Origin of the sequence: Bacillus sp. YBWC18 (genome assembly GCF_002998775.1) — a bacterium.
GTDB lineage: Bacteria > Bacillota > Bacilli > Bacillales > Bacillaceae > Bacillus.
The window spans coordinates 632,772-653,738 of the sequence record NZ_PVRI01000001.1 but is presented as its reverse complement, the minus strand read 5'-3'; the positions used below and the strand labels follow the sequence as shown (position 1 = coordinate 653,738).

Annotated in this window: 20 protein-coding genes; all 20 read right to left on the bottom strand. The window is 41.7% G+C overall.

Annotated elements, in window-relative coordinates:
• Positions 1 to 6: 6 nt before the first annotated feature.
• The 20 genes from xerC to smc all read right to left on the bottom strand — a co-directional run bounded on the left by xerC (position 7) and on the right by smc (position 20,935).
• The gene (gene xerC, locus C6348_RS03440; RefSeq protein ID WP_060596252.1) at positions 7 to 924 is read right to left on the bottom strand and encodes a tyrosine recombinase XerC; all 918 of its coding nucleotides are present in this window, start codon (positions 922 to 924) and stop codon (positions 7 to 9) included.
• 62 nt (positions 925 to 986) lie between these two features.
• A complete protein-coding gene (gene trmFO, locus C6348_RS03435; protein ID WP_034662383.1) occupies positions 987 to 2,291 on the bottom strand; it encodes an FADH(2)-oxidizing methylenetetrahydrofolate--tRNA-(uracil(54)-C(5))-methyltransferase TrmFO in 1,305 nt (434 codons plus the stop codon).
• A 70-nt stretch (positions 2,292 to 2,361) separates the two neighbouring features.
• On the bottom strand, positions 2,362 to 4,437 hold the full coding sequence (topA, locus tag C6348_RS03430; RefSeq protein WP_106041887.1) for a type I DNA topoisomerase: 2,076 nt from the start codon (positions 4,435 to 4,437) through the stop codon (positions 2,362 to 2,364).
• A 193-nt stretch (positions 4,438 to 4,630) separates the two neighbouring features.
• Positions 4,631 to 5,533, bottom strand: a complete 903-nt coding sequence (gene dprA, locus C6348_RS03425; RefSeq protein WP_106041884.1) for a DNA-processing protein DprA — start codon at positions 5,531 to 5,533, stop codon at positions 4,631 to 4,633.
• A gap of 63 nt (positions 5,534 to 5,596) precedes the next feature.
• Positions 5,597 to 6,499, bottom strand: a complete 903-nt coding sequence (sucD, locus tag C6348_RS03420) for a succinate--CoA ligase subunit alpha (RefSeq protein ID WP_003212080.1) — start codon at positions 6,497 to 6,499, stop codon at positions 5,597 to 5,599.
• 22 nt (positions 6,500 to 6,521) lie between these two features.
• A complete protein-coding gene (sucC, locus tag C6348_RS03415) occupies positions 6,522 to 7,682 on the bottom strand; it encodes an ADP-forming succinate--CoA ligase subunit beta (protein WP_012009945.1) in 1,161 nt (386 codons plus the stop codon).
• 176 nt (positions 7,683 to 7,858) lie between these two features.
• Complete coding sequence (locus C6348_RS03410) at positions 7,859 to 8,134, bottom strand: FlhB-like flagellar biosynthesis protein (protein ID WP_003211418.1); 276 nt, start codon at positions 8,132 to 8,134, stop codon at positions 7,859 to 7,861.
• Positions 8,131 to 9,867 (bottom strand): glycosyltransferase, encoded by a 1,737-nt coding sequence (locus tag C6348_RS03405; RefSeq protein ID WP_106041883.1) that lies wholly within the window; start codon positions 9,865 to 9,867, stop codon positions 8,131 to 8,133. Before C6348_RS03405 ends, C6348_RS03410 begins: the two co-directional genes overlap by 4 nt.
• 26 nt (positions 9,868 to 9,893) lie before the next feature.
• Complete coding sequence (locus tag C6348_RS03400; RefSeq protein WP_106041881.1) at positions 9,894 to 10,658, bottom strand: ribonuclease HII; 765 nt, start codon at positions 10,656 to 10,658, stop codon at positions 9,894 to 9,896.
• Between the two features lie 76 nt (positions 10,659 to 10,734).
• A complete protein-coding gene (ylqF, locus tag C6348_RS03395) occupies positions 10,735 to 11,583 on the bottom strand; it encodes a ribosome biogenesis GTPase YlqF (protein ID WP_034662400.1) in 849 nt (282 codons plus the stop codon).
• Positions 11,584 to 11,674: 91 nt separating this feature from the next.
• Positions 11,675 to 12,022 (bottom strand): 50S ribosomal protein L19, encoded by a 348-nt coding sequence (gene rplS / locus C6348_RS03390; RefSeq protein WP_008354510.1) that lies wholly within the window; start codon positions 12,020 to 12,022, stop codon positions 11,675 to 11,677.
• 137 nt (positions 12,023 to 12,159) lie between these two features.
• Positions 12,160 to 12,894: a tRNA (guanosine(37)-N1)-methyltransferase TrmD gene (gene trmD / locus C6348_RS03385; RefSeq protein WP_034662403.1), complete on the bottom strand. Its 735-nt coding sequence runs from the start codon at positions 12,892 to 12,894 to the stop codon at positions 12,160 to 12,162.
• A complete protein-coding gene (gene rimM / locus C6348_RS03380; RefSeq protein ID WP_034662405.1) occupies positions 12,891 to 13,415 on the bottom strand; it encodes a ribosome maturation factor RimM in 525 nt (174 codons plus the stop codon). Before rimM ends, trmD begins: the two co-directional genes overlap by 4 nt.
• Before the next feature lie 8 nt (positions 13,416 to 13,423).
• On the bottom strand, positions 13,424 to 13,810 hold the full coding sequence (locus C6348_RS03375) for a YlqD family protein (RefSeq protein WP_024424191.1): 387 nt from the start codon (positions 13,808 to 13,810) through the stop codon (positions 13,424 to 13,426).
• A gap of 103 nt (positions 13,811 to 13,913) precedes the next feature.
• A complete protein-coding gene (locus C6348_RS03370; protein ID WP_012009937.1) occupies positions 13,914 to 14,159 on the bottom strand; it encodes a KH domain-containing protein in 246 nt (81 codons plus the stop codon).
• On the bottom strand, positions 14,159 to 14,431 hold the full coding sequence (gene rpsP / locus C6348_RS03365; protein WP_003212139.1) for a 30S ribosomal protein S16: 273 nt from the start codon (positions 14,429 to 14,431) through the stop codon (positions 14,159 to 14,161). Before rpsP ends, C6348_RS03370 begins: the two co-directional genes overlap by 1 nt.
• Positions 14,432 to 14,536: 105 nt before the next feature.
• Positions 14,537 to 15,877, bottom strand: coding sequence for a signal recognition particle protein (gene ffh, locus C6348_RS03360; RefSeq protein WP_106041879.1), 1,341 nt, complete (start codon positions 15,875 to 15,877; stop codon positions 14,537 to 14,539).
• Positions 15,878 to 15,890: 13 nt separating this feature from the next.
• Positions 15,891 to 16,223, bottom strand: a complete 333-nt coding sequence (locus tag C6348_RS03355) for a putative DNA-binding protein (protein ID WP_012009935.1) — start codon at positions 16,221 to 16,223, stop codon at positions 15,891 to 15,893.
• 142 nt (positions 16,224 to 16,365) lie between these two features.
• Entirely contained in the window at positions 16,366 to 17,352 is a 987-nt protein-coding gene (gene ftsY / locus C6348_RS03350) for a signal recognition particle-docking protein FtsY (RefSeq protein ID WP_106041876.1), read from the bottom strand.
• Between the two features lie 22 nt (positions 17,353 to 17,374).
• Entirely contained in the window at positions 17,375 to 20,935 is a 3,561-nt protein-coding gene (gene smc, locus C6348_RS03345; protein ID WP_106041874.1) for a chromosome segregation protein SMC, read from the bottom strand.
• Positions 20,936 to 20,967: the final 32 nt, after the last annotated feature.

Here is a 20,967-nt window from a genome sequence, read left to right as displayed (position 1 = left end):
CTCCTTTTAGGATCGTTTAAAAGCCCTTGGGTGATGAGACATGTATGTTTTCCTTAAAGAATCTTTTGATACATGCGTGTACACCTGAGTTGATGATAAATTCGAATGACCGAGAAGTTCTTGAACACTTCTCAAATCTGCCCCCTCATTTAAGAGGTGTGTGGCAAAGGTGTGCCTTAACATGTGAGGATGGATATGTAGTGTGCCTGACGCCTTTTTCATTAATTCAGTGAGAATGAATCGAACGCCTCTGTCTGTAAGAGGCGCCCCGCGCTGATTCAAAAACACATATGCATCAGCACGATCATTCCCCTTAGCTTTCAGCTTCTGCCTTCCATCCTCTAAATAAGTGATGAGCGCTTCATGAGCATATGAACCGAAAGGAACATACCGCTGCTTGCTGCCTTTCCCATGAACAAGCACTGTATCCAACGATAAATCAAGATCAGATTCTTTTAATGAACATAACTCACTGACCCTCATACCTGTTGCATAAAGAAGTTCTAAAATCGCTTGGTTTCTTTGCCCAAGCGGTGTGCTGACATCAGAAACTGTAAAAAGCTCTTTAAGTTCCTCTTCATACAAAAATGAAGGAATTCGCTTATCCTGCTTTGGTAAGCTAACGAGTAAAAAAGGATTTTCTTTCACAAGCTGTTCTCTTAATAGAAATTTATAAAAGCTGCGAAGCGCAGAGACTTTCTTACTAATCGTTCTTCTTGTCAGGCCTTTTTCATAAGCTTCTGTTAAATAAATTCTCGTATCTTGATAGGATACCTCTTCAAAACCGTCTATTCCTTGAATGTTCATAAATCTGACAAACTCTTCAATCGCTTCTGTATATCCTGAGATTGTTAAAGCAGAATAGTTTTTTTCAATTTGCAGATATTCAATGAATAAGTGGACAAGACGCTGTTTATTCGTCATTTTTACACCTCTTTAAGGCTTTTAAATGGTATCACATATCTTGCTTTCCGTGCAATGTTTTACTACAGAGATTTCGAAATAGTTTGAATAGTTTCGATTGCGCGCTTAGCGTACTCTGCATAACGCTCTTGTTTGTTTTTAATCCGAACACCAAGATCTTTCAGCAAGCCAAAGTTCGCATTCATCGGCTGGAAGCTTTTCTTGTTTGTCGATGTGATGTAATAAGCCATGCTGCCGATCGCCGTTTCCTCCGGAAGTGTCACAAGCTCTTCTCCTTTGACAAAACGAGCGGCGTTAATTCCAGCCACTAGTCCGGAAGCTGCGGACTCGACATAGCCTTCAACGCCTGTCATTTGTCCGGCAAAGAATAGATCCTCTCTATTTTTAAACTGATACGTTGGTTTTAAAAGACTTGGTGAGTTAATAAATGTATTGCGGTGCATTACGCCGTATCGAACGATTTCTGCTTCTTCAAGACCTGGAATCAAGCGGAATACTTCCTTTTGGTCGCCCCACTTCAGATGTGTCTGGAAGCCGACGATGTTATATAAAGTACCTGCTGCATCATCTTGTCTTAATTGAACAACAGCGTAAGGTCTTTTTCCTGTTTTCGGATCTTCAAGTCCTACTGGCTTCATCGGACCAAACAGCATCGTTTTCTTTCCTCTTTTCGCCATGACTTCAATTGGCATACAGCCTTCAAAGAAGATTTCTTTTTCGAACTCTTTTAATGGCACAGTTTCAGCAGAAATGAGCGCCTCATAAAAACGATCGAATTCCTCTTCTGTCATTGGACAGTTTAAATAAGCGGCTTCTCCTTTGTCATAGCGTGATTTCAAGTACACCTTATCCATATCAATGCTATCTTTCTCTAGAATAGGTGCCGCTGCATCGTAGAAGTACAAATACTCTTCACCCGTTAACGATTTTAATTCTTTTGAAAGTGCTTCAGATGTAAGCGGGCCCGTTGCAATAATTGTCGGACCTTCAGGAATGCTTTGCACTTCTTCTTGAAAAACCGTCACATTCGGGTGATTTTTCACACGATCGGTAACGTTTGCTGCAAATTCATGACGATCTACTGCAAGCGCTCCGCCAGCAGGGACTGAGCTTTCGTCTGCTGCTGCGATAATCGCTGAATCTAAATGACGCATTTCTTCCTTTAATACACCGACCGCATTCGTCAAAGCGTTGGCACGCAGTGAATTACTGCATACAAGCTCTGCAAATTTATCTGTGTGGTGAGCTGGCGTTTGTTTGACAGGTCTCATTTCATACAAGTTGACTTTAATTCCACGTTTGGCAATTTGCCATGCCGCTTCACTTCCGGCTAAACCTGCTCCGATCACATTTACAAATTGACTCATTGTACAACTCTCCTATTTCGTAAGTTCTGTTTGATGACATAAAAAAGCAGGTGAACAAGGCTGTTCACCGCTATTTTTGTTGTTCCTCTTTATAATCACAGTTCACACATTGAACTTGAATGCCTTTTTTCAGCTTTTTCTCTACAAGCATATTTTCGCATTTTGGACACTTTCTTTCAATTGGTTTGTCCCAAGAGACGAATTCACACTCTGGAAAACGATCACAGCCATAAAAAATGCGGCGCTTCTTAGATTTTCGTTCAACAATGTTTCCTTCATGACAAGTCGGGCATTTCACACCAATATCTTTGACAATTGGTTTTGTGTTACGGCAGTCAGGAAAGTTAGAGCAAGCCATGAACTTACCGTATCGACCCATTTTGTACACCATCGGATGTCCGCACTCTTCACAGTCGACTCCAGCGTATTCAGGCTCAATCTCAACTTCTTGCATCTCTGCTTCTGCTTTTTCTACCCGTTTTGCAAAGTCTTGATAGAAGCTGTCGATAATGCGAACCCATTCGATCGTACCTTCTTCAACGCTATCAAGTTCTTTTTCCATTTTCGCTGTGAATTCCACGTTAATGATTTCAGGGAAGAATTCAATGATTAAGTTAAGAACAATTTCCCCAAGCTCTGTTGGGATAAACCGTTTATTATCAAGTGCGACATAGCCGCGCTTTTGAATCGTATCTAATGTTGGTGCGTACGTAGACGGACGGCCTATACCCAGTTCTTCAAGTGTTTTGACAAGTCTTGCCTCAGTGTAGCGCGGAGGCGGCTGCGTGAAGTGCTGTTCAGGTTCGATATCTTTTGAAAGAACCGTATCACCTTCTTTAAGATCAGGCAGCATTTTGTCCTTTTCTTCTAGCTGATCGTCCTTCCCTTCTACATATACCTTCATGAATCCAGGGAATTTCACTTTGCTCCCGTTAGCACGGAATGTAAGCCCGTTATTGTCAAGGTCTACACTCATTGTATCAAGAACAGCCGGCGCCATTTGGCTTGCCACGAATCGTTCCCAAATCAATTTATACAGACGAAACTGATCTCGGCTTAAGACATGTTTGACATCTGCTGGTTTTCTTAGCGTAGAAGTCGGCCTGATGGCTTCGTGAGCATCTTGTGCATTTTCATTCTTTTTAGCGGTTCGTTTTGTTGTATTTAAGAAATTCTTACCGTACGTCTGATCAATGAAAGCAGATACTTCTTCAATCGCCGTATTGGAAATACGTGTTGAGTCCGTTCTCATATATGTAATGAGTCCGACTGTACCTTCTTTACCAAGATCAATTCCTTCATATAATTGCTGTGCAATCATCATCGTCTTTTTCGCACGGAAGTTTAATTTTCTTGCAGCCTCCTGCTGTAAAGTAGATGTTGTAAACGGAACAGCTGGGTTGCGTTTACGCTCTTTTTTCGTCACTTTCTCTACAGAGAATTTGCTCCCTTTTAGTTTCGAAAGGATTTCTTTTACATCTTCTTTTGTTTTCAGTGGATGCTTTTTGCCATTGACGCCAAAGAAGCTCGCTTCGAAGCTTTCTTTTCCTTTTAGGAATGTACCGTCAATTGTCCAGTATTCTTCTGGTTTAAATTCATTAATTTCATTCTCGCGATCAATAATCAGGCGGAGTGCAACTGATTGAACACGACCGGCACTTAAGCCTTTTTTCACTTTCTTCCATAAAATCGGACTGATTTTATACCCGACGAGACGATCTAAGATCCGTCTTGCCTGCTGTGCATCAACTAAATCCATATTGATCATACGTGGATGCTTAAAGGAATCTTTAATGGCATCTTTTGTAATCTCATTAAAGACAACGCGGCAGTCAGAAGAGAGGTCAAGGTCAAGGCTATGCGCTAAATGCCAAGCAATCGCTTCTCCCTCTCTATCGGGGTCAGCTGCGAGATAGACTTTCTTTGCTTTTTTCGCAGCTGTTTTTAGTTCTTTTAAAACGGGGCCTTTCCCGCGAATCGTAATATATCTCGGTTCGAAGTCATGCTCAGTGTCAACACCAAGCTGACTTTTCGGTAAATCCCTTATGTGCCCCATTGAAGCCTTTACTTTATACTTTTTACCTAAATAACGCTCAATCGTTTTCGCCTTGGCTGGCGACTCAACGATGACTAAATAATCAGCCATACTCAAAATCCCCCTTAAGAGGTGTTCTCTCTTTATACATTTCACAATTCATATTTATGTTAATTGCACCTATCTAACAGGCAATCGTTAAAAATTCTTTATGATGAACATCATTATAAACACGAAAAACAAAGTGTAAACTTAAATCCTCACTATTATTAAATATTCCTATGTCTTTTGTCAAACGATATTTTTATGAGAGTTCAGTATATTGAACGCTGCGGAAGGAGAATTCCTCTAAAATATCCTTCGTTGAATGAACAAGCTTTGCTCCCTGCTGTATAAGTCTGGCTGGTCCTGTGGAATTAGGATCAAAGATAGATCCTGCAACCGCAAATACCTCTTTACCTTGCTCAAGTGCTTGATACGCTGTAATGAGCGAACCGCTCTTTTCTTTGCACTGAATCACGATGGTTCCACTTGTCAGCGCACTAATTAAACGATTCCTCATTGGGAAATGCCACTTTTCTGGTTTCACATAAGGCGGATGCTCGGATAAAAGCAAATGATGCTCTCCCATGTATTGAGCCATTTGCACATGTTCCTTTGGGTATAAGTGCTGAAATCCGCCTGCTATAATACCGATTGTTTTCCCTTTATTCCTAATGCATTCTTTATGTGCAAGTCCATCGATTCCTTTTGCTAAGCCACTGACAATCGTCCAATCTTCCTTTACAAGCTCACCAACAATTTTCTTCACACATGATTCTCCATAAGACGATGGAACTCGTGTGCCTACTACACCTAAACTTTTTTCTTCATTTAAATATGATATGTTTCCTTTTAGGAATAACACAGGGGGAGGATCATAAATATGTTTTAGTGTGCTGGGATATAAGGGTGATGTGATGGGTATCATGTGAATGTTTTGCTTTAAATAGGCTTGAACGATGTGTTGAAAAATGGGGAATTCATTTTCTTCGGCTTGTTTTAAGCGGGTAAAGTCGATCGTTTGTAATGATCGATCCTGTTTGAAATGTTGTGTTTCTTCATTTATATATAGCTCAGGATCGACTTTCCACCATTTTGTTAACAAAGAGGGTGAGATGAGGCCTTTTAAGCGGTGAAAAATCATTCTTTCGGACACGTTGTACATACCATTCCTCCAGTTTAAGATAGAAAGAAGAAGACTTGTCAAAGAACAAGTCTTCTTGTGTCATTAATGCGTTTTACAAGCTTCGAAGAGATTCTTCTCTTTTAACACTTTAATCAATGTTTCTCCCATGACAGATGGTGTCTCTGCCACTTCAATTCCACATTCACGCATTGTTTTTACTTTTTCATCAGCTGTTCCTTTACCACCAGAAATAATGGCACCAGCATGTCCCATGCGTTTTCCTGGAGGCGCCGTTTTACCGCCAATAAAGCCAACGACTGGCTTTGTCATATTTGCTTTTACCCATTCAGCTGCTTCTTCTTCAGCCGTACCGCCGATTTCACCGATCATAATCACAGCATGTGTATCAGGGTCTTCATTGAATGCTTTTAATACATCAATAAAGTTCGTCCCATTGACAGGGTCTCCGCCGATTCCTACAGCTGTCGATTGACCAACGCCAGCTTCTGAAAGCTGATGTACCGCTTCATATGTAAGCGTTCCAGAACGAGAAACAACACCCACATGACCTTTTTTATGAATGTAGCCAGGCATGATCCCAATCTTACATTCTTCAGGTGTAATGACACCTGGGCAGTTAGGGCCAACAAGTCTTGTCTTTTTCCCTTCCATATACCGTTTCACTTTGACCATGTCAAGCACTGGAATATGTTCTGTGATACAAATGACTAGATCGACTTCTGCATCAACAGCCTCTAAAATGGCATCTGCTGCAAATGGTGCTGGTACATAGATAACAGAAGCATTTGCTCCAGTTGTTTGAACAGCTTCAGATACAGTATTAAATACAGGAACTCCTTCTACTTCAGTTCCACCTTTTCCAGGTGTGACACCGCCAACAATATTTGTTCCGTACTCAATCATTTGTTTTGTATGGAACAATGCGGTTGAACCGGTAATCCCCTGAACAATTACTCTCGTATTTTTATTAATAAATACACTCATTTAGGTTCCCTGCCTTTCTGCTCTACTTGACTAAAGATACAATCTTTTCTGCCCCGTCAGCCATAGACTCAGCAGAAGTGATATTTAAGCCTGAATCACTCAGGATTTTCTTCCCTAATTCAACGTTTGTTCCTTCAAGACGTACAACGAGTGGTAATGTTAAGCCGACTTGTTTCGTCGCTTCAACGACACCTTCTGCAATGACATCACATTTCATGATACCGCCAAAAATGTTCACGAAAATCCCTTTTACATTTTGATCAGATAAGATGATTTTAAATGCTTCCGTTACTTTTTCAGCTGTTGCACCGCCCCCAACATCCAGGAAGTTTGCAGGGTCCCCGCCGTAATGCTTGATGATATCCATTGTAGACATCGCAAGACCTGCACCATTGACCATACAGCCAATATTTCCATCTAGAGAAATGTAGCTTAGATCATATTTAGATGCTTCAATTTCTTTTGGATCCTCTTCATCAAGGTCACGGTATTCTAATATATCTTTTTGTCTATATAAAGCATTGCTATCAAAGTTTAATTTCGCATCAAGTGCCATGACTTTTCCATCGCCTGTTACAACAAGTGGATTAATCTCAGCAATTGAACAATCTTTTTCAATAAACGCATTGTAAAGACTTGTCATAAACTTAACAGCTTGGCCAACTAATTTTGTTGGAATATTAATTTTAAACGCTACTTCTCTTGCCTGATAGCCTTGCAAGCCAATCGCTGGGTCGATGACCACTTTGACGATTTTCTCTGGCGTTTTTTCTGCTACTTCTTCAATTTCAGTACCGCCTTCTTCAGAAGCCATCAATACAATTCTTGATGTCGCTCTGTCCAAAACAAGTCCAACGTAGTACTCCTTTTGAATATCGCAGCCTTCTTCAATAAGTAAGCGTTTTATTTCGCGCCCTTCAGGCCCAGTTTGATGTGTGACAAGTGTTTTACCGAGCAATTCCTCTGCAAACCCTTTCACTTCATCTTTTGTTTTTGCAATTTTTACCCCGCCTGCTTTACCACGGCCGCCTGCATGAATCTGTGCTTTTACGACATATACAGAGCTTTCTAGCTCTTCTGATGCTTTCACTGCTTCATCAGGTGTAAATGCTACTTTACCATTTGGAACTGAAACCCCATATTTTCTTAGGATTTCTTTTCCTTGGTACTCATGGATATTCATTTCCCATCCTCCCAACATATGTAGAAACAAAAATTATAAAATAGACTGCGCTTTCATTTTAAAGAATAAAAAAGAGAATGTCTAGGGTTCTATGTAAAATCGTAAAATCCTTCTAAACATTCAAACTTTTATTTTATTAAAAATATAAATTTTTCAGCCAAATCACTTATTTTTCCTTATTTTTTCATTTTTTGATCTAATCTATAGATAAACGAAAATATTTCTGCTACAGTATCGTATAACGCTTCAGGGATCTCCTCATCCAGCGTTAAGTGGCGCATAAGTTCGACTAAATTACGGTCTTCTTGGATAGGAACTCCCGACTTTTTTGCTTCTTCAATGATATGGTCTGCCACATAGCCGCTCCCTGTTGCGACGACTTTTGGCGCCTTTTGTTTTTCTTCATCATAATGTAGAGCGACCGCCCTTCTAAGCGGTTTTGAATCCTTCATACTCGTAAGTCCAGCCCTTTCTCGCTGATTTTATGAAAGTGTTCATCTAGAAAGTGAGACGGATCTACTGGCTCTTGTCTCTTCTTTGCTGTAATTCCCGTTAAACTGTATCCTAGGGCATTTAAATTCTCCCGAACAGCTGGAATCATCGGATTAATGGTTCCTTGAAGTTCATGACCGGTTTCAACTGTAATTGCCATGACCTTTTGCTGAATCGTACAGTCGATTAATGTCTCTTCGAGGTTTTCCATGTTTAAGTAAAACATGAGACGGCACTGAGAAATATCAATAGAGCCATCTTTTTTCTTATGTCCTTTTAGAATAAAGGTTAAATCTTGAACACTATGTTTTGAAAAGAGCGGATAAGAGACCATCATTTGGCTGATGGTTTGGTTCTCCTGCTGCACAAATAACTGCCCGTTCAATCTATGAAACAATTGATCGACTTCTTTTTTTACGGGCTCTGGTAAATCAGCCTGCCTCACATCATTTAAGACGAGCTTTAATTGGTGAAGCTCCTGACTTTTTACATCCTGGCTGCCTTTTTCGAGTAGTTTCAGCATACCGATTTCATCTCGTACACCTATTGCCTTTTTCATCGTCATGAGTAAATCGAGCACATCGGTTTTATTGCTTAATGCGGGTTCCGTCTGCTGCACCACCAGAGCCAATGCTTTCGCCTCTGTTTTTGACAGGAACGGAAATTCTTTTTGAAGCACGGATGCTTTTGCGTCAGGCTGAGATCCTGCCTGCTGAAGCCCTTGCAGCAATGACGTGAGCTGTTTTAAGCTAGGCTCTTGCTGCCCATCTGCACCTTGCTTCGTCAAACTTGCCATTATCCGCTCAATTTGCTGAAGCGGGATTTGCAGCTCTTTTGGACTTGTTGACTGCTGCACGTTAGATTGAAGAACTTGGGTCGTCTGACGCTCTTGAGCGATTGGAGCTTGGCTATTTTCTTTTGGCTGAGACAGATTGGGCTGAGGCGTTACAGATAGACTGCCTCCTTGCTTCGCCGCCCCTTCTCTCGCTGCTAGAAGGACCGATAAGAGCTTTTCTGCATGGACGGTCGTCTCAGCATCTATGACTGATCGAATGGCTTGTGTAAGGGCCTGTGTGGCGTCTGAGTGCTTCGGGAGCTGTGTTAATCGTTCTAGCAACGCTGTCATATCCTGATGAAGAGCAGAGGATGATTTCACGGCTAAAATTGATTGAAGCACTCCTTCCTGGATCGGCAAGTCTTTCTTTAAAGCAAATAGGAGTGCCTGAAGACCTTTTTTCACATCAGCTCCTTGAAGCTGTTCGATCCACTTCACTGCCGTTTTTAACTCTGCTTCGTTGATAACGGATTTTTCTTTTAAAAAAGCTGTGGCTGTTAGGATGTTTTCAAGTCCGTTTTTAAGTGAGAGACCTTCTAATAGTTTGGCAGCTGCATCCTTTAATGTCTTAGGGTCTTGATCAAATTGCTGTACTGGCCTTAGTTTATTGAGGCTGCCTCCACCCTCTTGTTCAAATTGGAACCAATAAAATGCGTCTGCTTTGAGCTGAGCCGCTAGCTGTGCTTTTATTTTTGTTGAGCCTATTTGAACAAGGGCTGTATCATCTCCAAGCATTTTCAGTACTTTACCGAGAATCAGCCGATGCACATTTTCCTTTCCTTCGGTGTTTAATGGAACAGATTCTGCCGCACTTAACCGGCTATTCAGTGCTGTATGTATGTCCTCAACTCTTGTCATCACAGGCAGCCTCCTTGGTCAAAAATTTATGATATAACGGATTTCACTGGCGCAAACGATAATCGATGGATTGGGACAGCTCCATGCGTTTGAATGGCAGCCAGATGCTCTTTTGTTCCGTACCCTTTATGTTTTTCAAATCGATACTCAGGGTACTTACGCCCGTATTCTTCCATCATCTGATCCCTTGTCACTTTTGCAATACATGCACCAGCTGCGATGGACGCACTTTTTGCATCTCCTTTGATGATATTCTCCTGGTGAATAGGAAGCGGGAGCGTCATGGCATCTATGAGTAGATAATCAGGTGTATGAGTTAACTGCTCCACAGCTCTCACCATCGCCAGTCTTGATGCCTCGTAAATATTGATTTCATCAATCGTAGCCGCATCAACAATGCCGATTCCGATATCAAGTGCTTCTTTTTGGATCAGGTCATAATACGCCAATCTTTTTTTCTCAGATAATTGCTTTGAGTCGTTTAAACCGAGCAGGACTGTATCTTCCTTTAATATGACAGCTGCTGCGACTACAGGGCCTGCCAGCGGTCCTCTTCCTGCTTCATCTATTCCAGCAATACATGTGTATCCCTGCGCCTTAGCTTTGTTTTCAAATTGCAGCATTTCATTCCATGCTGCACGAAGTTGCTGCTGCTTTTCTCTCTCTTTGTGCCACTTCTCTATCAGTTTTTGGACACTTTTTCTCGTATCATCTTTTACAAGCTCACGAATGTATGACTCGTCTTGCGAATGCTTTTCTATCAGTTCTTTTATTTGTTTCACCGTGTACATCAGCTTTTCGTCAGCCTCCTTCTTTATATCGGCAGTTTTCCGCAAAAAATAAAGACCCGCATGAGCTGCGTGTCTTTTAGCTTTCAGGCTTCTCAAAAGTGAGGGGACCAAATTTTTCTGTTCGAATATCCCGAATAATGATTTCGGTGGTTTTGTCGTAATTAATAAATCCACCGCTCATGAGACAGCCGCGCTTTGTACCTATTGCATCAAACAGCTCAACCGTATCTTCAGGGATCTCCGCCAGGTCATAGCGTTTTTTTAATCGCTCTGGATAGTTCTCTTCTAGAAAGCGAAGTCCATACACAGCGACATCCTGTAAGTTGATGATAGAATCTTTGATCGCTCCAGTCACCGCTAGCCTGAGTCCTACTTGCTCATCTTCAAACTTAGGCCAGAGGATTCCAGGTGTATCAAGCAGTTCAAGTTCTTTCCCTACCTTCACCCATTGCTGTGAGGTGGTAATACCAGGCCGGTCTCCTGTTTTGGCAATGTTCTTTTTCGCTAAACGATTGATTAAGGTCGATTTCCCGACGTTGGGAATCCCGATAATCAGCGCCCGGATTGCACGCGGTTTGACACCTTTTGCTTTCATGCGGTCGAATTTTTCTTTTAAGATTTCTTTTGAAGTTGTGATGATCTGATTTAACCCTTGTCCATCGACAGAGTTAATGGCAAGTGACCGAACGCCTTGCTGCTCAAAGTGCGCCTGCCACTCCTTTGTCATACGAGGATCGGCTTTATCTGCTTTGTTTAATAGCATGATTTTGGGTTTGTTCTGAAGGATTTCTTCGATCATTGGGTTTCTAGAGGACATCGGAATTCTAGCATCGGTTAATTCAAATACGATGTCGATGAGCTTTAATTTTTCTGTGACTTCACGTCTTGCTTTTGCCATATGGCCTGGAAACCATTGAATCGTCATATGTGCACCTTCTCTTCTATCGATTATTATCTCTATACATTGTACAAAAAAAGAGCCTGTTACAGGTAACAAGCTCTTTCCTTTGATATCATTATCGTCTGATTTCTTTGATACGAGCCGCTTTACCGCGAAGTTCACGTAGGTAGTAAAGTTTCGCACGACGTACCTTACCGTGACGTACAACTTCGATCTTAGCGATTTTTGGTGTGTGTACAGGGAATGTACGCTCAACGCCTACACCGTAAGAAATCTTACGAACTGTGAAAGTTTCGCTGATTCCACCACCACGACGCTTAATTACAACACCTTCAAAGATCTGGATACGCTCACGAGTACCCTCGACAACTTTAACGTGTACACGTAAAGTGTCACCAGGACGGAACGCAGGAAGATCAGTGCGTAATTGTTCTTTTGTGATTTCTTCAATCAAATGTTGCATCGTTTTCAACTCCTTCCAACAGATGCTCATGTCCTCTTTCTTCATTGCAGCGGAACATCGTTTTCAAACTTGAATCGGCAAGCCGTCCAAGTCACAAGTAGTATCATACCATACCTCTATGCAGTGTGCAATACAATCTAGTCATTATGAAGCTGCCAAAGCCATCTTTTTTCTTCATCTGTTAACGTTTTGCATGAATCGATCAAATCTGGCCGTCTTGTATAGGTTCTCTTCAAGGATTCTTTGCGCCGCCACTCTTCAATTTTTGCATGATTTCCAGAGAGGAGCACATCCGGCACTTTTAGTCCTTTATAATCGGCAGGTCTTGTATAGTGCGGGTGCTCTAGCAGACCTGTACTAAATGAATCTTCAATGTGAGACGCTTCTTTTCCAAGCACATGAGGCAAAAGCCTGACCACACTGTCTGCAATCATCATCGCTGGCAGTTCTCCGCCTGTGAGAACGAAATCCCCAATTGAGATTTCATCTGTGACAAGATGCTCCCTGATGCGCTCATCGTAGCCTTCATAATGGCCGCAAATGAACATAAGGTGTTCTTCTTTTGCAAGTTCCTCTGCCTTCTTTTGTGTATATCTTTCCCCTTGAGGACAGACAAGAATGACTCGGGGCTTCTTGCTTGCTTTCTTCGTCAAATCTTCTACCGCATCGAATACGGGCTGTGCTTTCAGTACCATACCAGCACCGCCGCCATACGGATAGTCATCCACTGTTTTATGCTTATGATCCGAGTACTCTCTAAAATTGACAACATTGAATGAGACAGCTTCTTTCTCCTGTGCCTTTTTTAAGATCGATGAGTGAAGCACACCTTCGAACATTTCAGGAAAAAGCGTTAAAAAGTCGATTTTCATTCGTCAATGAGTCCTTCCATCACTTCAATGTGTACGGTTTTGGATGAGATATCGATCTTTTTGACAACAGATGGGATATAAGGAATCAGGGCATCTTTTTTGCCCTTTCTTCCAACCACCCAGACATCATTTGCCCCTGGTGTTAAAATCTCTTTGATTTGGCCGACAAGCTGATCTTCTTCATCGTATACTTCACAGCCAATGATTTGATGGAAATAAAATTCTCCTTCGCCCAAAGAACCGAGATGTTCTTTTTCTACTTTTAAAATCGATTCTTTCAACTGCTCTGCTTCATTTAAGGAGCTAATTTCTTCAAATGTGAGCAAATCAAACTGTTTATGCTGCCTATGTGATGCGACAGTGACTTTCAGCGGCTCCCCTTGACCTTGCTTAAAAATATAGAGGAGGCTTCCTTTTTTGTAACGCTCTTCTGGGAAATCTGTCTTTGACACGACGCGTACTTCTCCGCGGACTCCGTGTGTATTGACAATCTTTCCAACATTCAACCATTCTCGTTCCATGTTCTCAATCACCCCTGACGTATTTCCACAATGGTGCCGTCTTTCACGACGATGACATTATCTTGCATCTTGTCATCCCATTTATCACCTATTTTCACTTCAACCAGCGCATCCACTTCTGTCTCTTTCATTTCACTTCCAAGCGGCAAAATATGCAGCTGCTCTACTTGAAAATCAATTTGCCGGATCTTCTCCTGGCGTTTATCGATGGCTTTTTGAAATTGAGGGATGGCTTCTTGCTGATGTGGTTCTTTTTCATGTTTTTTCAGTTGAAAATATAGTTGATTGCATTCACGTTCTAGTCTTTCTTTTTTCTCCAAAAAAGTCGTTAACAGTTTGTCCTTACTGCTTTCAGTTAATACTTGCATGACGGTGACATGTTGAATGATCTGCATCTTCCTTTTTGTCCCCCTATCCGAAGGCATTTGTCCTCTACAGTATAACGAAAAATAGATTTAAACGTGTAAAAAAAGGGGAGGTCCTAAGCCCTCTCCCTTTTTAGTCAGCAATCTCAAGTTGAACTTTCTTAGAAGACTCTGCACTTGCTGCAAACATGACTGTTCGTATCGCTTTTGCTGTACGTCCCTGCTTTCCGATCACTTTTCCGGTATCTTCAGCATTGACAGACAGTGTGTAAATCACTTGCTCATCTTTTTCTAATGAAGATACGTGAATATCTTCAGGGAAATCAACAAGTGGCTCGACGATGGACACAATCAATTCTTCCAAGGACAGCTCATTCATTATTTGCTGTTTTTCGCATTATGAAATTTTTCAAGAATTCCTTGGCTTGAGAAAAGGTTGCGAACTGTATCAGATGGTTTCGCACCATTTTGAAGCCATTTAAGCGCTAATTCTTCGTTGATTTTCACCTCAGCTGGTGATAACACTGGATTGTATGTTCCAACTGTTTCGATGAAACGACCGTCACGTGGTGAACGAGAATCTGCTACAACAATACGATAGAAAGGAGATCTTTTTGATCCCATACGTTTTAAACGAATTTTTACTGCCATTTTACTAGCACCTCCGAAAATATTTCAACAAGATAGTATATTAACAATGATAAAAGGGTTTGTAAAGTGTTTTTTCTTAACAACGGTTTTATCATGTATAACCAATTACATAAATGGTAATTTAAAGCCTTTTTTCTTCCCTTTGGACATGTTGGTCATTTGCTTCATCATCTTTTTCATTTCGTCAAATTGCTTTAAAAGGCGATTGACTTCCTGTACAGATGTTCCGCTTCCTTTTGCAATCCGTTTTCTTCGGCTTGCATTGATGACCTCTGGCTGTTCTTTTTCCTCGGTCGTCATTGATTTAATGATCGCTTCGATGTGATTGAGCTGCTTTTCGTCTACTTGGACGTTTTTGAGCCCTTTCATTTTACCGGCTCCCGGCATCATTTGGATCAATTCATCAAGTGGACCCATATTACGAACTTGCCCAAGCTGCTCGAGGAAATCATCGAGCGTAAAGCTCATGGTCCGCATTTTTTGTTCAAGCTCTTTCGCTTTATCTTGGTCAACGTTTGCCTGTGCTTTTTCAATAAGTGTAAGCACATCTCCCATGCCAAGAATTCTTGATGCCATCCGCTCCGGGTGGAATGGTTCAATCGCATCCAGCTTTTCTCCTAGTGCGGCGAATTTAATCGGCGTATTGGTGACAGCTCGAATGGAAAGTGCTGCCCCGCCTCGTGTATCCCCGTCTAGTTTCGTTAGAACGACACCTGTTAAACCAAGCTGTTCATTAAAGTTTTTTGCTACATTGACAGCATCTTGACCTGTCATAGAGTCAACAACAAGGAAAATTTCTTCTGGACTCGCTACTTCTTTTACTTTCTGAAGTTCATCCATCAATTCTTCATCAATATGAAGGCGTCCTGCTGTATCTAAAATGACATAATCGTGGTGTTCTTCTTTCGCTTTTTCGATTGCCTGTTTGGCAATGTCGACAGGGCTGACTTGATCACCTAATGAAAACACAGGCATATCAAGCTGTTTCCCCAGCGTTTGAAGCTGCTGGATCGCTGCTGGTCTGTAAATATCTGCAGCCACCATCATCGGCTTGCGATTATGCTTTTTGCGAAGTAAATTGGCAAGCTTCCCAGTTGTGGTTGTTTTACCTGCCCCTTGAAGACCAACCATCATAATGACTGTCGGAGATTTTTTCGCTACAGCGATTTTACTCTCTTCCCCACCCATTAATTCAGTGAGTTCTTCTTTTACAACTTTAATGACCTGTTGTCCAGGGGTAAGGCTTTTCATCACCTCTTGTCCAACTGCCCGCTCGCTTACTTTTTTCACAAAGTCTTTGACTACTTTAAAATTGACGTCAGCTTCAAGAAGGGCAAGGCGTACCTCGCGCATCATTTCTTTTACATCTTGCTCTGACACTTTTCCTTTGCCGCGGATTTTTGAAATCGTCTGCTGCAGTCGGTCGGCTAATCCTTCAAATGCCATACTGTGCCGCCTCCTAATCTAATTTCTCAAGCGATTCAATTAAAGCTTCTGCTTCTTCCGTCTGAGCGGAATCTGCTACAAGCTCTCTCATTTTTTTGAGAAGTTCTTTACGCTCTTTAAATTTCTTAAACAAGAGCAGCTTTTCTTCATATTGTTCAAGCATCGCTTCAGTCCGTTTAATATTATCATAAACAGCCTGTCTTGATACTTCATATTCATCCGCAATTTCACCGAGGGAAAAATCGTCTAGGTAGTAAAGCGACATGTAGCTCTTTTGCTTTGCGGTTAACAACGATTGATAGAAGTCAAACAAGTAGTTCATTCTCGTTGTTTTTTCAAGCGTCATGGGCTCTCTCCCCTTTGTTAAGTTCATTCCCTTTACATCAACTAAGTTTACACGGTTCTCTACTGTGTGTCAAGTTTTTATCTTGTCACTTCATGAAGCGGTGTATAAATAAAAATGCCAGCAGTTTTTGCCGGCATTTTTGTTAGTCCTCTTGATCAATGACGTCTGAGAATAATCCATACACATACGATTCTGCATCGAACTCTTGCAGATCGTCTACCTTTTCACCTAAACCGACAAGCTTCACGGGGATGTTCAGCTCATTGCGAATTGCAAGGACAATTCCGCCTTTTGCAGTACCGTCAAGCTTTGTTAAAGCAATTCCTGTCACATTCGTCGCTTTAGAAAATTCCTTCGCTTGTGCCATCGCATTTTGACCGGTTGTTGCATCAAGAGCGAGCAGTACTTCATGAGGTGCATCTGGAACCTCGCGTTCAATGACTCTCTTGACCTTCTCCAGCTCTTTCATCAAGTTGACTTTGTTTTGCAGTCGTCCTGCTGTATCACAGATGAGTACATCTGCATTTTTCGCTTCTGCTGATTGAACGGCATCATAGATCACCGCTGCTGGGTCAGAGCCAGCCGTCTGTTTGACAACAGGGACACCTGAACGCTCTCCCCATACTTCAAGCTGCTCAATTGCACCGGCACGGAACGTATCACCTGCTGCTAAAATGACGGATTTCCCTTCATTTTTCAGCTTATTCGCAAGTTTGCCGATAGTCGTTGTTTTCCCAACGCCATTGACACCTACAAATAAAATGATATTTAATCGGCCGTCTTCGATGTTCAGCGCAGAGATTTGTTCCTCTCCGCTATTGTAGATTTCAACCAGTTTTTCAGAGATGACCGATTGTACTTCACTTGGGTCTTGAATGTTTCTTAATTTCACTTCTTTTTTCAGCTCATCAATCAGTTCCATCACCGTTGTGAAACCGACATCAGCGCCAATCAGAACCTCTTCTAATTCTTCAAAAAAGTCTTCATCGACTTTACGGTAGCGTGAAATTAGTTCGTTTACTCTTCCTTGAAAGGAGTTTCTCGTTTTTTCAAGTCCATCTTTAAACTTTTCTGATACTGAATCAGTTTGCTGCGTAAATTTTTCTTTTAATTTCTTAAAAAAGCTCATTTGGTTCAAAAACCTCCTTTAATTACTGGACAAGCTCTTTCGTTTCTTCTAGTTTGACGGATACAAGCTTTGAAACGCCTGACTCCTGCATAGTAACGCCGTAGAGCACATCTGCTTCTTCCATTGTTCCTTTACGGTGCGTAATGACAATGAACTGTGTTTCCTGGCTGTATTTCTTTAAATATTGCGCAAAGCGGAAAACATTTGCTTCATCAAGCGCCGCTTCTACCTCATCTAACACGCAGAATGGAACAGGTCTGACTTTTAAAATAGAGAATAGTAAAGCAATCGCTGTTAATGCTCTCTCTCCGCCTGAAAGCAGGCTTAAGTTTTGCAGTTTTTTCCCTGGCGGCTGCGCGACAATATCAACGCCAGAGTTTAATAAATCGTTTGGATCTGTCAGCTTAAGATCTGCTCTTCCGCCGCCAAATAATGCTTGGAAAACCGATTCGAAATGCCCGCGGATTTGCGAGAATGTTTCAGAGAAGCGCTTTGTCATCTCTTGATCCATTTCTTCGATGACTTGGAATAATGTATTTTTCGCTTCTGTCAGATCGTTTCGCTGTTCTGTTAAAAAGAGATATCGTTCATTTACTCGTTCATACTCATCAATGCTGCCTAAGTTCACTGTTCCTAGCTCTTCAATGGCTAATTTGATCAGCTTCACTCGTTTTCTTGCTTCATCTGGTGATAACGTCAGATGATACATCTCTTTTGCCCCTTCAAACGAAAGGGCATACTCTTCGTTCAAATAAGCGATGAGGTTGTCGAGCTCAACTTCCATACGGCCAAGCTTAATCTCTTCATCTTTTAAGCTTGTGGTGAGCTGCTTGTAAAGACGCTTTTGTTCTTTCAATTCACGTTCAGCAAATTCTAACGTTTCAGAAAGAGCCAGGCGCTGTTTACGACGCTCTGAAATAAGTGCGGTTGTTTTGTTTTTGTTTTCCAGTTTCTCTTTCGCCGCTTCTTCCAGCTGTTCTGCTCCGCTTGAGCTAGACGTCATTTCACTTGTTAAGAGTGACAGGTCTTCTTTTGTTTCCATCAGCGTTTGTTCAGCCTCTTCTAATTCGGCCATTAAGCTCGAAAGCTTTTCTTGTTCATTCGCTAAGGACTGCTCTTTTTTGGCAAGCGAGATTTTCAGCTCGGTTAATTCGGCAGAAATGGTTTCTTTCGTTGAGCTTTGAGTCTGCTTACGCTTTGTTAATGTATTGATCTCTTGATCAAGCGTGGTCAGTTTCTCCCCTATTGAAACTTCAAGGGCTGCCTGCTTTTTGTCCTTATCTGTAAGTTCAGTAGAACGCTGCTGCAATTCTTCTTTTTCTTGATCATAGAGTTCAAGGTGAGCATTAATATTTTTTTCGGCTACTTGCAGTTCGTATAGCTTCCCTTTGAGCTCTTGCTGCTTTTCTCGAAGGGTTTCTCCGCGCTGACGCAATTCGTTTAATTGGCTTTCGTTTGCTGCAATCAATTGCTTCGTTTCTTTTGTTTCTTTTTCAAGGATCGTTGTTTTTTCTTCCATTTCAACGAGCTGCTTTGTTAATGTTTCGATCTCCCGGTTTCTTGAAAGAAGGGAGTTGTTCTTTTTCTTTACACCGCCACCGGTCATTGAACCGCCGGGGTTCACGACATCTCCATCAAGGGTCACGATGCGATAACGATGACCAAGCATTTTTGCCAGTTCATTGGCGCCTTTTAAGTCTCTAACGATAAGAACCGTTCCAAGCAAGTTCTGTATGACTTTTTGATACTTTTCATCAAAGGAAACAAGGTGACTTGCTACACCGATAAATGCAGCATGCTGCTCAGCTGTTTGGACGTCCCTATGCTGAATGGTTCGTTCTTTGATCACATTCATTGGCAGGAAGGTCGCACGTCCAAAGGAGTGCTGCTTTAAGTATGCAATTGCTTGTCTCGCAGCTGCTTCATTTTCTGTGACTACGTGCTGCGTTGCTGCGCCTAGCGCGATTTCAATCGCTGTCTCATGCTGCTGATCTGTTTGAATCAGCTCTGCAATGGCACCGTGAATACCGCCTACACGATCTTTTGCCTTTAAGACCTCTTTCACTCCTTGGAAAAAGCCTGAAAAGTCTTCCTGCATGGATTCTAGCATCTCTTTTTTCGATCTTGCCTGCTGCACATATTGATAGGCTTGGTAAAGAGCCGTTTCTTTTTTCTCGTATTGACGTTTCATTTGCTCAAGCTTTTGTTCCGCTTCCCTAAAGCGCTTGACCTGACCCAGTATGTCTTCTTCAAGTGCGGAAAGCTGCTGCTCAGCTTCTATTTTCTTTTCTTTGACAGACACACGTTCTTCGATGTGTTTTTGGTTGTTTTGCGTGAGCCGCTCCAGCTGCATGGCCGCTTGGCGCTGCTGTTCTTCTAGTAATTTACGTTCATTGCGGATGGTAGCCTGTTCATTAAGCAGATCAAAATAATCGCTTTTTAGCTGTTCAATTTGACCTTCCACATCTTCACTATGGAGCGACAGTTGATGCTGCTTTGTTTTCACTTCATCTTTTAGCTGTTGCACTTCTTTTTGAAGGCTGTCCCGCGTGATTTTCTGCTGCTGAATCTTTTCGGTTAACTGCGTCTGCTTTTCAGTTAAGCGAATGAGCGTTTCTTCTAGCTGTCCTTGGTTTGCAGCTGCATTTTTTTTCCGTTCTTTTAATACTTCTTTTTTTCCTTCAAGCTTTTCTAATTCCTCACTTGTGAAAAGAAGAACTTCTTGCAGATCATTAATTGATTCGTCAAGCGCTTGAATGCGGTCTCTTGACTCTTCAATTTTGGCTTCTTTTGCTTGAATATCTGTGGACTGCTTCATTTCATCTTGTTTGAAGCGCTCGACAGCTTCACCAAGTGTTGTCCATTTTTCATGAAGTGCTTCGATGTCATGGACAGTTAAGGCAATTTCGACATTTTCAAGCTCTTCTTTTTTTTGCAAATAGTCCTTTGCAATAGATGCCTGCATTCTTAATGGTTCTACTTGATCTTCTAGTTCATGCAGAATATCTTCTACTCGGTTTAAGTTGTCCTGCGTTTCAAACAGTTTATTCTCGGCTTTTTTCTTTCTTGTTTTATATTTCAAAACACCAGCCGCTTCTTCAAAGATGCTTCTCCTCTCTTCTGCCTTGCTTGATAGAATTTCCTCTACCTTTCCTTGGCTGATGATTGAAAAAGCTTCCTTTCCAAGACCTGAATCCATGAAAAGGTCAATAATATCCTTCAAGCGGACAGATTGATTGTTTATGAGAAATTCACTTTCTCCTGAACGATAGACTCTTCTTGTCACACTGACTTCGTGAAAATCGATCGGTAAAAAGTGATCTTCGTTATCTAATGTTAAAGTCACCTCTGCTAGATTGACTCTTTTTCTTGAGTCGCTTCCTGCAAAAATGATGTCTTCCATTTTTCCTCCGCGGAGGCTTTTCGCTGATTGTTCTCCAAGTACCCAGCGGATGGCATCGGTAATATTACTTTTGCCGCTTCCGTTTGGTCCAACAACAGCTGTGACCCCTTTGACAAAGTCCACGGTCACTCGCTGTGCAAAAGATTTGAATCCTATCACGTCTAAACGTTTGAGGAACATGAGAGTGATCCTCCTTATGTATTTAAAGTACT

What these genes read in the sequence shown, in the direction of transcription:
- C6348_RS03370 (WP_012009937.1), bottom strand. Translation starts at nt 14,159, where the DNA reads ATGAATGAGCTGTCCTTGGAAGAATTGATTGTGTCCATCGTCGAGCCA.
- rpsP (WP_003212139.1), bottom strand. Translation starts at nt 14,431, where the DNA reads ATGGCAGTAAAAATTCGTTTAAAACGTATGGGATCAAAAAGATCTCCT.
- sucC (WP_012009945.1), bottom strand. Translation starts at nt 7,682, where the DNA reads ATGAATATCCATGAGTACCAAGGAAAAGAAATCCTAAGAAAATATGGG.
- sucD (WP_003212080.1), bottom strand. Translation starts at nt 6,499, where the DNA reads ATGAGTGTATTTATTAATAAAAATACGAGAGTAATTGTTCAGGGGATT.
- trmD (WP_034662403.1), bottom strand. Translation starts at nt 12,894, where the DNA reads ATGAAAATCGACTTTTTAACGCTTTTTCCTGAAATGTTCGAAGGTGTG.
- C6348_RS03405 (WP_106041883.1), bottom strand. Translation starts at nt 9,867, where the DNA reads ATGACAAGAGTTGAGGACATACATACAGCACTGAATAGCCGGTTAAGT.
- ftsY (WP_106041876.1), bottom strand. Translation starts at nt 17,352, where the DNA reads ATGAGCTTTTTTAAGAAATTAAAAGAAAAATTTACGCAGCAAACTGAT.
- C6348_RS03400 (WP_106041881.1), bottom strand. Translation starts at nt 10,658, where the DNA reads ATGTACACGGTGAAACAAATAAAAGAACTGATAGAAAAGCATTCGCAA.
- C6348_RS03355 (WP_012009935.1), bottom strand. Translation starts at nt 16,223, where the DNA reads ATGACGCTTGAAAAAACAACGAGAATGAACTACTTGTTTGACTTCTAT.
- rplS (WP_008354510.1), bottom strand. Translation starts at nt 12,022, where the DNA reads ATGCAACATTTGATTGAAGAAATCACAAAAGAACAATTACGCACTGAT.
- C6348_RS03410 (WP_003211418.1), bottom strand. Translation starts at nt 8,134, where the DNA reads ATGAAGGATTCAAAACCGCTTAGAAGGGCGGTCGCTCTACATTATGAT.
- ffh (WP_106041879.1), bottom strand. Translation starts at nt 15,877, where the DNA reads ATGGCATTTGAAGGATTAGCCGACCGACTGCAGCAGACGATTTCAAAA.
- dprA (WP_106041884.1), bottom strand. Translation starts at nt 5,533, where the DNA reads ATGTACAACGTGTCCGAAAGAATGATTTTTCACCGCTTAAAAGGCCTC.
- topA (WP_106041887.1), bottom strand. Translation starts at nt 4,437, where the DNA reads ATGGCTGATTATTTAGTCATCGTTGAGTCGCCAGCCAAGGCGAAAACG.
- rimM (WP_034662405.1), bottom strand. Translation starts at nt 13,415, where the DNA reads ATGGAACGAGAATGGTTGAATGTTGGAAAGATTGTCAATACACACGGA.
- trmFO (WP_034662383.1), bottom strand. Translation starts at nt 2,291, where the DNA reads ATGAGTCAATTTGTAAATGTGATCGGAGCAGGTTTAGCCGGAAGTGAA.
- C6348_RS03375 (WP_024424191.1), bottom strand. Translation starts at nt 13,810, where the DNA reads ATGCAGATCATTCAACATGTCACCGTCATGCAAGTATTAACTGAAAGC.
- xerC (WP_060596252.1), bottom strand. Translation starts at nt 924, where the DNA reads ATGACGAATAAACAGCGTCTTGTCCACTTATTCATTGAATATCTGCAA.
- smc (WP_106041874.1), bottom strand. Translation starts at nt 20,935, where the DNA reads ATGTTCCTCAAACGTTTAGACGTGATAGGATTCAAATCTTTTGCACAG.
- ylqF (WP_034662400.1), bottom strand. Translation starts at nt 11,583, where the DNA reads ATGACGATTCAATGGTTTCCAGGCCATATGGCAAAAGCAAGACGTGAA.